Source organism: Bradyrhizobium sp. 930_D9_N1_4 (assembly GCF_052076015.1).
Taxonomy (GTDB): Bacteria; Pseudomonadota; Alphaproteobacteria; order Rhizobiales; family Xanthobacteraceae; genus Bradyrhizobium.
In genome coordinates this window covers 6,386,169-6,399,953 of record NZ_CP197236.1, presented here as the reverse complement: position 1 = coordinate 6,399,953, position 13,785 = coordinate 6,386,169, and the positions used below count along the sequence as shown (strand labels likewise).

Genomic DNA, 13,785 nt, shown 5'->3' with positions numbered 1-13,785 from the left:
TGCGTCTCCTGTTAGCGGAAGCACGCCTTATGCGGATGCCATATTGCAGTTTTGTGAAACCGGGCTAAACGCCGCAGATTACTCCTTCACCGCGCCGGTCAGGGACGACACGTAGTAATCCACGAACAGCGAGTAGAAGATCGCGACTGGCAGCGAGCCGAGCAGCGAGCCCGCCATCAGCGCACCCCACTGGTAGACGTCGCCGGTGACGAGCTCGGTCAGGATGGCGACCGGCACGGTCTTGTTGGCGCCACTCTGGATGAAGGCGAGCGCGTAGATGAACTCGTTCCAGGACAGCGTGAAGGAGAAGATGCCGGCCGAGATCAGGCCGGGCACCGCGAGCGGCAGCGTGATCCGCCGCAGGATCTGCAGCCGCGTGGCGCCGTCGACCAGCGCACATTCCTCGAGCTCGTAGGGGATCGACTTGAAATAGCCAATCAGGAGCCATGTGCAGAACGGCACCAGGAAGGTCGGATAGACCAGGATCAGGGCAAGCGGCGAGTCGAACAGGCCGAACTGCACCACGACGGTCGCTAGCGGAATGAACAGGATCGACGGCGGCACCAGATAGGCCAGATAAATGCCGAGGCCCACATAAGGACTGCCGCGAAAGCGCAGGCGCTCGATCGCGTAGGCGGCGAGCGTGCTCGCGATCAGCGACAACGTCGTCGAGCCGATCGCCACAATCATCGTCGTCCACAGCCAGCGCGGATAGGCGGTGTTGAACAGCAGATGCTTGATGTGTGCCAGTGTCGGCGAGGTGATCCAGAACGGGTTGTGATCCTTGTAATTCAACAGCTCCGCATTCGGCTTGAACGAGGTAATCGCCATCCAGTAGAACGGAAACAGCAGGATCAGCACGAAGCAGCCGAGCGGCAGATAGATCATCATCAGCCGCCGCAGCCCGGAATCCCAGGCCATGGTGTCGGGTGGGGCCTTGGCGTCGGCGGTCGGTTGCGCGACGGTGTCAGTCATTGCTCTCTCCCTGCTGCCATTTGCGGCGCGCCAGGCCGAAATAGGAAAACAGCGTCGCGAACACCAGGAACGGGATCATCGACACCGCGATCGCCGCACCTTCGCCGAGCTCGCCGCCCGCGATGCCGCGCTGGAACGCCAGCGTCGCCAGCAAATGGGTCGAGTTCACCGGGCCGCCGCGGGTGATGGCGTAGACCAGCTGGAAGTCGGTGAAGGTGAAGATGATCGAGAAGGTCATGACGATGGCGAGGATCGGCATCATCATCGGGAAGGTGATGTAGCGGAAGCGCTGCCAGGCGCTGGCGCCGTCGAGCATCGCCGCCTCGTAGAGCGAAGGCGAGATGGTCTGGAGGCCCGCCAGCAGCGAGATCGCGACGAAGGGAATGCCGCGCCAGATGTTGGCGGCGATCAGCGAGAAGCGTGCCGGCCAGGGCGAGCCGAGGAAGTCGATATTGGTCGTGCGCCAATGCAGCACGTCGACCAGCAGATAGGAGATGATCGAGAATTGCGGATCGTAGATCCACCAGAATGCCAGCGCCGAGAGCACCGTCGGCACGATCCAGGGCAGCAGCACGATCGCGCGCAGCAGGCTCTTGAACGGGAAATGGTTGTTGAGCAGCAGCGCGAGCCAGAAGCCGAGTGCGAACTTCCCGAACGTCGCGATCGCCGTATAGAACACGCTGTAGAATACCGCGTTCCACCACAGGGGATCCGTGAGCAGGTACTGGAAATTCTCGAATCCGACGAAAATGCCGCGCTTGCCGATCGTGGTGTCGGTGAAGGCGAGCCAGATGCCGAGGCCGAGCGGGTAGGTGAGGAAGACGGCGAGCAGCCCAATCGCGGGCGCAAGGCACATCACGATCAGGAACGGCTTGTAGTCGAACAACCGCACCAACCACGATTGCTGCCGGTGTAGCTGTACGGGGGAGGAAAGTGTCGTTACGGACATCTGGTCGGCGTCCTGTTCTAGACTGTCACCACGTCGTCATTGCGAGGAGCGAAGCGACGAAGCAATCCAGGCTTTAACCGTAGAGAAAGACTGGATTGCTTCGCTTCGCTCGCAATGACGATTTTCCGGCCGGTTACCTCTGCCGCCGGAAGTACCGCTTGCAGCGCTGCTCCGCTTCCGCGGCCGCAGCTTCCGGCGTCGATGCACCGGTCGCGACCGCGGCGAACATCTGCACCGTCACATAGTCCGCGCGGACAGCACCGGTGGCGGTCGAAATCGGACCCTTGTAGCCGGCATAATAGTTGCTGTTCATGGTGTCCTTGAACACCGCGACCTTGGGATCGCCCTTCCACACGGCAGCATCGGCATAGGCGGCGAGCGGTTGCGACCAGTAGCCGCTGTTGGCGTTGAGCCACGGCTCGTACTGGTCCTTTTCCAGCATGTATTGCAGGAAGGCCTTTGCGGCGTTGGGATACTGGCTGTGCTTGAACACCATGGCGTTCAGCGTCAGTCCCGACATCGGCGAGGCCGCCGCAAGGCCCTTCGGCAGCAACTGATGTTCGGAGTCTTCGGCGATGGCTGCGGTCGCCGGATCGTTCTTCAGCGAGAAGTACAGCGACACGCCGTTCGCCGTCAGCCCTATTTCCTGCGAGGAATAGGCGCGGTTGTTGCTGACGTCGTTCCAGGACGGTGTACCCGCGATGAAGGTCGGATAGAGCTCCTTGACGTAATTCAGCGCCGCGATGGTTTCCTTGCTGTTGATCGTGACATTGCCTTCCTCGTCCAGCAGCGCGGCGTTGTGCGACCACATCATCCAGTCCGCAAAGCCGTTGCCGTCGCCGACGGCATTGCCCAGCGCAAAGCCGGCGGGCTTGCCGGCCTTCTGGAGCTTCTTGCAGAGATCCAGGAAGCCGGCGTGGTCGTCGGGCGCCTTGTCGAAGCCGACGGATTTGAGGATGGACTTGCGATAGATCAGGGGACCGGCGGTGGCCCCGAACGGGAGCCCGATCCATGTATCGCTCTTCGCCTTCTTGCCATAGGCCTTCGCGAGGTTCTGCCAGCCGCCATACTTCTTGCCGAGGTAGTCGGCGACGTCGGTCAGCTCGACCAGCTTGTCGATATAGATGTGCGGTGCGTCGGAGAAGCCGATGATGATGTCAGGACCGGCACCGGAATTCGAGGTCACCGCGGTCTGCTGGTTGATGTCTTCCCAGCCGACGAAGTCGACCTTGACCTCGACGCCTGTCTCCTTGGTGAACTTGGCCGCATTGGCGCGGAACACGTCTTCGTCGGCCTGAACGAAGCGGACCGGCCGGAGCATGCGTAGCGTCGCGCCTTTCTCGATCGCCAGCTTCGGTGCGGGGACGTCCGCGGCCTTGATCGCGGATTGGGCATTCGCCGGAGTACCGGCAGCGGCGAGGGCCGCAGCAGACAGGCCCAGCGCCAAGGCATCACGACGTGTGATGTCGTTCCTCATCAGTTCCTCCCTATGATGTCTCCCTTCCCGGCGTTGTTCGCCGGTGAAGGGTCGTTTCATTCTCTTGCCGGTCTCAGGCGCCTTTCGGCGCCGGCCGCCTCAGCTGTTCGGGCCGCGATCCATGCCGACGGGCTGCCAGCGGCGGAGCGCGGTGTTTTGCAGCACCGACGGATTCACACAGCTTACCGGCCACATGCCCTGGAGCACCAGTGACAATTCGTAGCCCACCCGGCGCTTGCGCGCCTCGTCGAACCGTGCCGAGGCCGAGGCGACGTGGGCGGTCAGGGTCACGTTCTCCATGCTGAGGATGGGATTGTTGTGCGACGGCGGTTCCTTCTCCAGCACGTCGAGGGCGGCGTGCGCGATCCAGCCCTCCTGCAGCGCCTTGATCAGGCTCTCTTCGTCCACTGTGGCGCCGCGGCCCGTGTTGATGAAGATCGAGCCCTTCTTCATCTGCCGGAAGTGCTTCTCGGTGAGCATGTGATGCACCTCGGGCCGGGCAGGGGCGTGCATCGAGACGAAGTCGGATTGCGTCAACACCTCGTTCAGCGTCGCCGGGATGACGCCGTGGTCCCACATCAGCGTCTCCTGGATGAAGGGATCGTAGGCCATCATGCGCAGGCCGAACGGGGCAGCGCGCTTCGCAACCGCACGCGCGACGCGGCCGAACGAGACGAAGCCGAGCGTCTGGCCCATCAGTCGCGGGATCTTCAGGAGTGCCGGCCGGCCCTCGGCCCAGCGCCCGTCGCGCGCCATCCTGTCCTGCTCGACCAGGCGGCGGAACCCGGCGAGCAGCAGCATCATGGCGTGGTCGGCGACCTCCTCGATGAAGGTGTCGGGGATGTTGGTGACGGGAATGCCGCGGGCGGTGGCGGCCTTCACGTCGACGCTGTCGACGCCGACCGAGCCGAGCGTGATGACCTTGCAGCTCTCCAGCGCGTCGATGATCGACTTGGTGATGGGGATGCCTTTGGCATAAATGGCGTCCGCGTTTTTCGCGGCGGCGATGAACTCGGCCTCATTGGCCGGCGCCTCGATGATTTCGGCATCGATCGGATCGAGCGCCTCGCGTTCGTAGGAATAGTCGCTGCCTGCGACCGTGAAGCTCGCGCCCTTCGGCGTCAGCACCCTGTATTTCGGCATTTCCTGCTCCCGATTTGGTCTGTCGGTTCTTGTTGCGACCCGGCCTTCTTGGGCGGGCCTTTGCGTCTTTTACGCGAAATCGATGCCGTCGCGTACAATCGTCGGTTGCCGGTGCGGCGATTTGTTTGCCGGTTTCGGCCTGCGCTCCGGGCTTCTACGGGGTCCTCCGTAACAGGTTGATAAGGGGTCACACAGTAAAAGTTGATTTAATTTCGAACGATTCACTCGCGTGCCCGTATCCCTTTTTTTGCCGGAGCCATCACCGTGAAGTTGAGCAATCTGAAGATCGCCCCCAAGCTGGGCATCCTTGTCGGCGTCACCCTGTTGGGCCTCTGCATCTCCGGTGTCCTCGCCGGCTATCTGATGAAGCGCGAGATGGTGAACGCACGCATCGATCAGGCCAAGTCGATCGTCGATCTCGGCCGCAACTATGCAGCCGCGCTGAAGAAGCGCGTCGATGCCGGCGAGCTGACGAAGGATGCGGCGCTGGCCGATCTTCGCCGCTACGGCAATGCGATGACCTATGACAACGGTTCGGGCTATCTGTTCGGCACGTCCTATGACGGCATCACCCAGCTTGCGCCCGACCCGAAGCAGGTCGGCACCAACCGCATGGACGTCGTGACCAACGGCCGCAAGCTCTCCGTCGAGCTGATGGACGGCGTCAAGGCCAACGGTTCGATCCTGCTGTACTATGAATACGTGAAGCCCGGCCAGGAGAAGCCGATCCGCAAGATCGGTTACGCCGTCGCCGTTCCCGGCCTCGACATGTATCTCGGCACCGGCGCCTATCTCGACGACATCGACGCCAAGATGGGTCCGGTGTTCTGGTCGCTCGGCCTCGCCATCCTCGGCATCCTCATCGTTGCCGGCGGCGTCGCCTGGATGATCGGCCGCAGCATCAGCGTACCGTTGGCTCAGCTCGGCACCCGCATGAATCAGCTCGCCGACGGCAAGCTTGAGGGCGACATCCCCGGCGTTGGCCGCGGCGACGAAGTCGGCGCGATGGCTTCGACCGTCCAGATCTTCAAGGACAACGCGGTTCGCATCCGCGACCTCGAAAAGACCGACGCGGACGCCAAGGAGCGCACCGCGGCGGAACGTCGCAGCGCGATGGAAGGCATCGCCAGCGACTTCGAACGCAGCGTCAACGGCATCGTCCGCTCGGTCTCCTCGGCCGCAGCCGGCATGCAGTCGACGGCGCAGTCGATGACCGCGACCGCCAGCGACGCCTCGTCACGCGCCGCCACCGTCGGTGCGGCCTCGTCGAAGGCCTCCGGCAATGTCGGCACGGTTGCCGCCGCTGCCGAAGAGCTGTCGAGCTCGGTTGCTGAAATCTCCCGCCAGGTCACCCGTTCGACCGAAGTCGCGAGCCGCGCCGTCAGCGATGCCGAGCGCACCAATGCCACCGTGCAGGTGCTCTCGACCGGTGCCGAGAAGATCGGCGAGGTCGTCAAGCTGATCCACTCGATCGCCGCGCAGACCAATCTGCTCGCGCTCAACGCCACCATCGAAGCGGCGCGCGCCGGTGAATCCGGCCGCGGCTTCGCCGTCGTCGCTTCCGAAGTGAAGGCGCTGGCGAACCAGACCGCGAAGGCGACCGAGGAAATCTCCGCGCAAGTGGCGGCGATGCAGACCTCGACCAGCGACGCGGTCACGGCCATCTCCGGCATCACCCAGACCATCGCCGAGATGAGCGAGATCACCGCCGGCATCTCGGCCTCGATCGAGCAGCAGGGCGAAGCCACCCGCGAGATCGCCCGCAACATCCAGTCGGTCGCGGCCGGCTCGAACGAGATCAACGCCAATATCGGTAGCGTCACCTCGGCCGCGGAAGCGACCGGCAACGCGGCCACCGACGTGCTCACCAACGCCCGCGAGCTGGACAGCCAGTCCGGCGCGCTGCGCAGCGCGGTCGACGGCTTCCTCGCCAAGGTGCGCGCGGCGTAACTTCTTGCTCTGAATTCGTAGGGTGGGCAAAGACGCGAAGCGTCGTGCCCACCTTTCTTTTTGGGATTGCAGCGATGTTGCTCTCGTGCCCCGGGCGCAGCGCAGCACGGAGTGATGCGCTGCTGAACCGGGGCCCACGCCGCGGCAATCTGGGTCCCGGCTCTGCGCAGCAGCGTTTCACGCTGCAGCGCGTCCGGGACACGAGACCGTCCTACTGCTTCTCGATCTTCGCGTTGGTGATCAGCTTCTCCCACAGCACCAGCTGCTCGTTGACGAACTTGCCGAGCTCTTCCGGGGTGCCCGAGAACGCGTCCATGCCGAGCGTCGCAAGCTGGGCCTTGATCTCCGGCTTCTCGACGATCTTCCGGATCTCGGCGTTGAGTCGCGTCACGATCTCCTTGGGCACGCCGGCCGGGCCGAAATAGCCCTGCCACGACGAGATGTCGAAATCGGGCACGCCGGCCTCCTGCATCGAGGGCAGGTTCGGCACCAGCGGCGTGCGATCCTTGGTGGTGACGGCGAGCGCGCGCAGCGCATTGCCGTTGACGTGGGGCAGGCCGGTCAGGATGTCCACGAACATCATCGAGACGCGGCCGCCCATGACGTCGTTGAGCGCCGGCGGCGAGCTCTTGTAGGGCACGTGCAGCAGGTCGAGCCCGGCATTGTGCGCAAAGGTCGCACCCGACACGATCGCCGAGGACGAGCCCGAGGCGTAGCTCAGCTTGCCGGGGTTGGCTTTGCCGTAGGCGACGAGCTCGGCGACGGTCTTGGCCGGCACCTCCGGATGCACCACCAGCATGAAGGGCAGATCGCCGGTGCGCGCGATCGGGGTGAAATCCTTCACCGGATCGTAGCTCAGGCTCTTGAGCAGATAGGGATTGGCCGAGTGCGTGGTGTTGGTCGTCACCAGCAGCGTGTAGCCGTCCGGTGCTGCGCGCGCGACATAGGTCGCCGCGATCATGCCGTTGGCGCCGGCCTTGTTCTCGATCACGATACCGACGCCGAGTGCCTGCGCGAGATGCTGCGAGATCAGGCGCGTCGTGGTGTCGGTGCCGCTGCCCGCCGCGAACGGCAGCACCAGCGTGATGTTGCGGCTCGGCCAGGTGTCGGCCTGCGCGGTCGACGCGGCGGCAAGACACAGTGCGGCGGCGCCGGCGGTGCGCAGAGCTCGGATCAGTGATGACAGCATGTCTGGACGTTCCCTCTTTTTCGTTGGCGGGGAACCTAGCTTCTCTGCGCTGAAATCGGAAGACGGGAGTTTGTCAGGAGGTCTCGTGCCCCGGGCGCAGCGCAGCACGCAGTGATGCGCTGCTGAACCGGGGCCCACATTTGCGGCAAACTGGGTCCCGGCTCTGCGACGCACCGCTTCGCGCTGCATCGCGTCCGGGACAAGAGGCTAACGCCCGCTCCGCGGAATTACTTCACCGCGGAGCCCTGGCGCGAGGCGATCACGACGCCGGCGAGCACCAGCGCGTAGCCGATCAGATGGAACGGCTGGAGCTTTTCGCCGAGCAGGACGATCGCCATCGCCGAGCCGAACACCGGCACCAGATGGAAGAACGGTGCAGCGCGGTTCGGACCGATCAGCGCGACGCCGCGGTTGAAGAAGAGATAGGCGAGCGTCGAGGGAAAGATCAGGATGTAGCCGAGCGTTGCCAGCGTCACCGTGTCGAAGTGCAGGACGCTGCCGCGCCACGCCTCCCAGATCGCGGTGGGCAGCAGCATCATCGCGCCACAGCACGTCGTGAAGGAGAGGAAGGAGAGCTGATGAACCTTCGGCCGGCGCGGAATGAAGGCCGAGTAGATCCCGAACGCCACCAGCGAGGAGGCAAACATGACGTCGCCCCGGTTGAAGCTGATGCTCGCGAGCGCGGCGAAATCGCCATGCAGGATGATGACGAGCACGCCGAGCAGCGAGATCACGATGCCGGCGAGCTGCGCCGCCGTCAGCCGCACGCCGAACAGCGCCAGCGACCACAGCGCTACGAACAGAGGACCTGCCGACTGGATCAGCAGCGCGTTCAGGGCTTCCGTGTATTGCAGGGCCCAGTAGGAGATCGCGTTGTTGAAGGCAAAGCCGACCAGCGACAGGAACAGCATCAGCGGCAGGCTGTTGCGCAAGGCCGGCCAGTCGCGCTTGAGATGCGGCCAGGAGAACGGCAGCAGGATCAGGAACACGCCGAACCAGCGGATGGTCGTGACCGTCAGCGGCGGCACATGCGCGCCGACATGACGTGCGAGCACGATGTTGCCGGCCCAGAACAGCGAGCTCAGGCTCAGCAGCAGATAAGGCTGGTTGTTGAGCCAACTGGCCGGATTGGAGGCCTTCGGCGCGGGCGAAGCAGTCGTCATTGGGGTCTGATACGATGTTGCGCCGGATTGCCGTCGTGACACAAGTCACGCGGCCGCAATGCTACAATGCAGGCAAGCTCCAGGAGGCGCCATTGGCGGTCAATATGTTGAACATCGCGGGCCTGAAAGAGCTCGACCGGAATGCGCCCGTCGTGATGCTGAACCTGATGCGATTCCATGAGCGCTCGCGCGACGGCAACGGTTCGGGCTGGGACGCATATTTGCGTTACAGTGCGATCACAGTGCCCATGATCCGGGCCCGCGGCGGCACGCTGCTCTGGACCGGCGATGCCAAGGCCATCGCGCTCGGTCCGCATGATGGCAATGACTGGGATTTCGTCGCGCTGGTTTATTATCCGTCGGTCGCAGCCTTCCTCGATATGATGACGTCGGAAGCCTACGAGATCGAGGCCGATCACCATCGCGTCAACGGCTGCGCCGAACATCTGATCATCGCGACGAGTGAGGCCTACAGCAAGTTCAGGACGAGTTAAGTCGCCTGCTTCCGCGACGCCACGAACACGCCCGCGAGCACCAGCGCGAAGCCGATGAAGTGGAACGCCTGCGGGTGCTCGCTGAGGAACGCCATCGCCATGATCGAGCCGAACACCGGCACGACGTGGAAGAACGGCGCGGCGCGGTTGGCGCCGATCAGGCGGACGCCGCGATTGAAGCAGAGATAGGCGAGCGCCGAGGGGAATACCGAGACATAGAACAGCGTCAGCAAATTCGGCCCGTCGAGCTTCATCACGGGACGGGCGGACAATTCCCAGATCTCCAGCGGAATGAGGCAGGCAGCGCCCGCGCCGAAGGTGAAGGCGAGGAACGACAGGCCGTGCATCGGCGGCCGCTTCAGCGTCAGCACCGAATAGAGCGCGAAGATGATGAGGGCGACGAGGAAGATCAGGTCGCCCTTGTTGAAGTCGATGTTCGACAGCGTGGTGAAATCGCCATGCAGCAGGATCGTGAAGACGCCGCACATCGAGAGCGCCACGCCGAACGCCTGCGCCGCGGTGAGGCGGACGCCGAGAATGGCGAGCGACCACAGCGCCACGACCAGCGGCGCGGCCGATTGCAGCAGCAGCGTGTTGAGTGCCTGGGTGTGTTCCAGCGCCCAGTATTGCAGCGTGTTGAAGGCGCCGATGCCGGTGATCGACAGCGTGATCATCAGGCCGAGCTTGCTGCGGATCGCGCCCCAGTCCCGGGCGAGATGTTTCCAGGCGAACGGCAGCACCAGCAGGAAGGCGAAGGTCCAGCGCAGGAACGACAGCGTCACCGGCGGGATGTGACCGGCAGCGAGCCGCCCGACGATGGCATTGCCGGCCCAGCACAGCGCGGTGATGCTGAGCAGCAGATAAGGCTGGTTGGCGATCCAGCTGTGGCTGGATGATTCGGGGCCCGTGGTCTGGCCGGTGGCGGACATTGTGATTGTGATGGCCCCGCGTGGAATGCGCCGAGGCCCCGGCCCGGCGAGGTCGGGCCGGCTGATCGCCCGGCAGCATCCCAAAGACACGGAAATCGAGGTTGCATCAACGGGGTGCGGACGCATCGGCACCATGCAGCGGCGGATCGGCCTCACGCTTTCGTCGAAGACTGCCAAACCATCCCGGATCGTCTCTGGATTTTCGGGGGATATCAAAGGCTTAAATGGGCTCCTGAGCCTCGAAAAAGCCCCGTTCTTGCTTGCCTAGAGAGCCTGCTTCCGTTATCCGGTTGGCTGCCTCGCGTGCGAACGGCTCCGGCCGTCAGCTGGGCTGGCGCATCTAAAATCTTCAGAGGATTACCCGCGAATGGCCAACGTTGTCGTCGTCGGAGCCCAGTGGGGCGACGAAGGAAAGGGCAAGATCGTCGACTGGTTGTCGGAGCAGGCGGATATCGTCGCACGCTTCCAGGGCGGCCATAATGCCGGCCACACGCTGGTCATCAACGGCGAGACCTACAAGCTCGCGCTGCTGCCCTCGGGCGTGCTGCGCCCGTCGAAACTGGCGGTGATAGGCAACGGCGTCGTGTTCGATCCGCAGGCCTTCCTCGACGAGGTCACCAAGCTGCGCGGGCAGGGTGTAAAGGTCGACCCGGAGAATCTGCGGGTCGCGGAGAATGTCACCCTGATCCTGCCGCTGCATCGCGAGCTCGATGCCCTGCGCGAGAGCTCCAACGCGGCGACCGCGATCGGCACCACGCGCCGCGGCATCGGACCTGCCTATGAGGACAAGGTCGGTCGTCGCGCCATTCGGCTGATGGACCTCGCCGACCTCGACACGCTCCCGCACAAGATCGACCGGCTGCTGGCGCATCACAATGCGTTGCGCCGCGGCCTCAACCTGCCGGAGTTCGACGGCAACGACATCCTGAAGGAGCTGACCGCGCTGGCGCCTCAGCTTCTGCCCTATGCCGAGACGGTGTGGCGCCTGCTCGATCAGGAACGGCGCGCCGGCAAGCGCATCCTGTTCGAAGGCGCGCAGGGCGCGCTGCTCGACGTCGATCACGGCACCTACCCCTATGTGACGTCGTCCAACACCGTGGCGGCGCAGGCGGCGACCGGCACCGGCATGGGCCCGGGCGCGGTCGGCTATGTGCTCGGCATCTGCAAGGCCTACACGACCCGGGTCGGCCAGGGCCCGTTCCCGACCGAACTCCTGAACGAGATTGGTGAGGAGATCGGCCGCCGCGGCCGCGAGTTCGGCGTCAATACCGGACGCAAGCGCCGCTGCGGCTGGTTCGATGCCGTGCTGGTCCGACAGACCGTCCGCACCTGCGGCATCACCGGTCTGGCGCTGACCAAGCTCGACATTCTCGACGGCTTCGACACGATCGAGGTCTGCGTCGGCTACAAACTCGACGGCAAGGAGATCGACTATTTCCCGGCCGGCGAGGGCGCCCAGGCCCGGGTCGAACCGATCTACGAGACCATCGAGGGCTGGAAGGAGCCGACCGCCAACGCCCGGTCGTGGGCCCAGCTGCCCGCCCAGGCCATCAAATATGTCCGCCGGATCGAGGAATTGGTGGGGTGCCCGGTCGCACTGCTTTCCACCAGCCCCGAACGCGAAGATACTATCCTCGTGCAAAACCCGTTTGAGGCTTAACGATCTCTTACCAGGACGCGCGTATAGTTGAGTTGAAATGGCTGATTACTATCCGCTGATCGCCCGCGCTATTGCAGCCCTGGATCCGAGCGCTCCCGGCGAAAGCCGTCGCGCGCTCTATGAGCGCGCGCGTACGGCGTTGATCGCGCAGCTCCGCAGCGTGCAGCCGCCGCTTTCCGAATCCGAGATCACCCGCGAACGGCTGTCGCTGGAAGAGGCCGTCCGCAAGGTCGAATCCGAGGCCGCCCAGCGGGCCCGCGAGGCCTCGCGCCCCGGTGGGCCGGGTCGCAGCGGTGGCAGCGGCAGCGGTGACGCCTTCCGCCGGGCCAGCACCCGTGCGGCCGAGGGCGGATCGCCGCCGTCCCAGCAGGCCGCTCCGCCGCGCGCCCGTCCGGCCCCGCCGCCGCCGCGTGCCGACCGCCCGTCCTTCAACGTCGATGAGCAAGGCGAAGCTCCGCGTCCACCGCGCGCGCCGCGTTTCGACGCGCCGCGCCAGCCGGGTCCGTCGGCGCCACCGTCGATGCCGGAGCCGCCGCCTGCCCCGCCGTCCGGCCGCGACCGCCAAACCGACCGTCAAGCTGGCCGTCAAGCTGGCCGCCGTCAGCCCGACGTCGGACCTCCGCCGCCGCTGCCGCCCGCGCCGGGCGTGCGCGGCTTCCGCGACATCACCGCCGACGTCAATGATCTCGGCGGCGCCGCCGCGCAGGCCAACCGCGCCGCGCGCCGCACTTACGCCAACGTGCCCTCGCCCTCGCCGGAATTCGACCGGCTGGAGCCGAGCCTGGAGAACCGGGCCGGCGAGCAGGACGCGCCCTATTCCTACGACGAGTCGATCGAGGAGGCCGAGCGCTACACGCCCCAGCCGCCATCGCCGCGGTCAGCCTCGGGGCGCCCGCACATCCCCGTCCTCGACCGCGACGCCAAGAAGCGCAAGCGCACCGGCTCGTCCTTCCCGTTCAAGAGCGCGATCGCCGTCGGCATTGTGCTGATCCTGGTCGGCGCCGGTATCCTCTGGGGCAAGCAGCTGGTCCAGACCGCGACCAATCTGTTCAAGTCCTCGTCGACCCAGCAGGTGGTGGAGGCGCCGAAGGATCCGGCCCAGCCGCAGAGCAAGCCCAAGATTCCCGATCGCGTCGGCCAGCCCTCGGCCAGCGGTCAGCCGATCGCGCCGGTGGCGCAGAAGGTCGTGCTCTATGACGAGGATCCGTCCGACCCGAAGGGCAAGCAATATGTCGGCTCGGTGGTGTGGCGGCTCGAGCCGATCAAGGCGTCGGGCAACCAGAAGGCCGACGTGGCCGTGCGCGCCGACATCGAGATTCCCGACCGCAAGTTCAAGATGACGATGTCGTTCCGCCGCAACACCGACTCGTCGCTGCCGGCGAGCCACACCGCGGAGCTGACCTTCATCCTGCCGCCGGACTTTCCGGGCGGCAGCGTCTCCAACGTGCCGGGCATCCTGATGAAGTCGAACGAGCAGGCGCGCGGCACGCCGCTCGCAGGCCTCGCGGTCAAGGTCACCGACGGCTTCTTCCTGGTCGGCCTCTCCAATGTCGACGCCGACCGTACCCGCAACGTCCAGCTCCTGAAGGAGCGCTCGTGGTTCGACGTGCCGCTGGTCTACGCCAACCAGCGCCGCGCCATCATCGCCATCGAGAAGGGCGCTCCGGGCGAGCGCGCCTTCAACGATGCCTTCGCGCAGTGGGGCGACTAGGCCTGCTCCGTGAGACCTCGGCCTGCATGGTTCGAGACGCCCGCCTTGGCGGGCCCCTCACCATGAGGGTTTGATATCTCGCCGCGAAACGAGACCTCATCCTGAGGAGCCCGCAAAGCGGGCGTCTCGAAGGATGGCCGCAGAT

General features: G+C 65.0%; 11 protein-coding genes. 4 read left to right on the top strand and 7 right to left on the bottom strand.

Annotated features, from left to right (window positions below):
- Positions 1-78: 78 nt before the first annotated feature.
- From AB7532_RS30450 to AB7532_RS30435, 4 genes are all read right to left on the bottom strand, one after another.
- Positions 79-975 carry a carbohydrate ABC transporter permease gene (locus tag AB7532_RS30450; RefSeq protein ID WP_441238363.1) on the bottom strand — a complete coding sequence of 299 codons (897 nt, stop codon included), beginning with the start codon at positions 973-975 and terminating at the stop codon, positions 79-81.
- Positions 968-1,924: a carbohydrate ABC transporter permease gene (locus AB7532_RS30445; protein ID WP_441238362.1), complete on the bottom strand. Its 957-nt coding sequence runs from the start codon at positions 1,922-1,924 to the stop codon at positions 968-970. The genes AB7532_RS30450 and AB7532_RS30445 overlap by 8 nt, the downstream gene beginning before the upstream one ends.
- Positions 1,925-2,057: 133 nt before the next feature.
- Positions 2,058-3,401, bottom strand: a complete 1,344-nt coding sequence (locus tag AB7532_RS30440; protein WP_441238361.1) for an ABC transporter substrate-binding protein — start codon at positions 3,399-3,401, stop codon at positions 2,058-2,060.
- Between the two features lie 99 nt (positions 3,402-3,500).
- Entirely contained in the window at positions 3,501-4,544 is a 1,044-nt protein-coding gene (locus AB7532_RS30435) for a C-terminal binding protein (protein ID WP_441238360.1), read from the bottom strand.
- Between the two features lie 264 nt (positions 4,545-4,808).
- On the opposite strand from AB7532_RS30435, the gene AB7532_RS30430 reads away from it, so the two are divergent.
- Entirely contained in the window at positions 4,809-6,494 is a 1,686-nt protein-coding gene (locus tag AB7532_RS30430) for a methyl-accepting chemotaxis protein (protein ID WP_441238359.1), read from the top strand.
- A 211-nt stretch (positions 6,495-6,705) separates the two neighbouring features.
- Here the strand turns inward: AB7532_RS30430 and AB7532_RS30425 are convergent, their stop codons facing one another.
- Complete coding sequence (locus AB7532_RS30425) at positions 6,706-7,683, bottom strand: Bug family tripartite tricarboxylate transporter substrate binding protein (RefSeq protein WP_441238358.1); 978 nt, start codon at positions 7,681-7,683, stop codon at positions 6,706-6,708.
- 227 nt (positions 7,684-7,910) lie between these two features.
- Positions 7,911-8,846, bottom strand: coding sequence for a DMT family transporter (locus AB7532_RS30420; protein ID WP_441238357.1), 936 nt, complete (start codon positions 8,844-8,846; stop codon positions 7,911-7,913).
- A 104-nt stretch (positions 8,847-8,950) separates the two neighbouring features.
- Between AB7532_RS30420 and AB7532_RS30415 the strand changes: the two genes are divergently transcribed.
- The gene (locus tag AB7532_RS30415; protein WP_441239385.1) at positions 8,951-9,340 is read left to right on the top strand and encodes an EthD domain-containing protein; all 390 of its coding nucleotides are present in this window, start codon (positions 8,951-8,953) and stop codon (positions 9,338-9,340) included.
- Here AB7532_RS30415 and AB7532_RS30410 read toward each other — a convergent pair.
- Positions 9,337-10,269 carry a DMT family transporter gene (locus tag AB7532_RS30410; protein WP_441238356.1) on the bottom strand — a complete coding sequence of 311 codons (933 nt, stop codon included), beginning with the start codon at positions 10,267-10,269 and terminating at the stop codon, positions 9,337-9,339. The genes AB7532_RS30415 and AB7532_RS30410 overlap by 4 nt on opposite strands.
- 367 nt (positions 10,270-10,636) lie before the next feature.
- Here AB7532_RS30410 and AB7532_RS30405 point away from each other — a divergent pair, with 367 nt between their 5' ends.
- Together AB7532_RS30405 and AB7532_RS30400 are read left to right on the top strand one after the other, a co-directional pair.
- Positions 10,637-11,929 (top strand): adenylosuccinate synthase, encoded by a 1,293-nt coding sequence (locus tag AB7532_RS30405; RefSeq protein WP_441238355.1) that lies wholly within the window; start codon positions 10,637-10,639, stop codon positions 11,927-11,929.
- 37 nt (positions 11,930-11,966) lie between these two features.
- A complete protein-coding gene (locus AB7532_RS30400; protein ID WP_441238354.1) occupies positions 11,967-13,640 on the top strand; it encodes a hypothetical protein in 1,674 nt (557 codons plus the stop codon).
- The last annotated feature ends 145 nt before the right edge of the window (positions 13,641-13,785 follow it).

Bases quoted from the DNA above. Each gene is read 5' to 3' on its own strand.
- AB7532_RS30450 (WP_441238363.1), bottom strand. From the start codon at position 975: ATGACTGACACCGTCGCGCAACCGACCGCCGACGCCAAGGCCCCACCC.
- AB7532_RS30445 (WP_441238362.1), bottom strand. From the start codon at position 1,924: ATGTCCGTAACGACACTTTCCTCCCCCGTACAGCTACACCGGCAGCAA.
- AB7532_RS30440 (WP_441238361.1), bottom strand. From the start codon at position 3,401: ATGAGGAACGACATCACACGTCGTGATGCCTTGGCGCTGGGCCTGTCT.
- AB7532_RS30435 (WP_441238360.1), bottom strand. From the start codon at position 4,544: ATGCCGAAATACAGGGTGCTGACGCCGAAGGGCGCGAGCTTCACGGTC.
- AB7532_RS30425 (WP_441238358.1), bottom strand. From the start codon at position 7,683: ATGCTGTCATCACTGATCCGAGCTCTGCGCACCGCCGGCGCCGCCGCA.
- AB7532_RS30420 (WP_441238357.1), bottom strand. From the start codon at position 8,846: ATGACGACTGCTTCGCCCGCGCCGAAGGCCTCCAATCCGGCCAGTTGG.
- AB7532_RS30415 (WP_441239385.1), top strand. From the start codon at position 8,951: ATGTTGAACATCGCGGGCCTGAAAGAGCTCGACCGGAATGCGCCCGTC.
- AB7532_RS30410 (WP_441238356.1), bottom strand. From the start codon at position 10,269: ATGTCCGCCACCGGCCAGACCACGGGCCCCGAATCATCCAGCCACAGC.
- AB7532_RS30405 (WP_441238355.1), top strand. From the start codon at position 10,637: ATGGCCAACGTTGTCGTCGTCGGAGCCCAGTGGGGCGACGAAGGAAAG.
- AB7532_RS30400 (WP_441238354.1), top strand. From the start codon at position 11,967: ATGGCTGATTACTATCCGCTGATCGCCCGCGCTATTGCAGCCCTGGAT.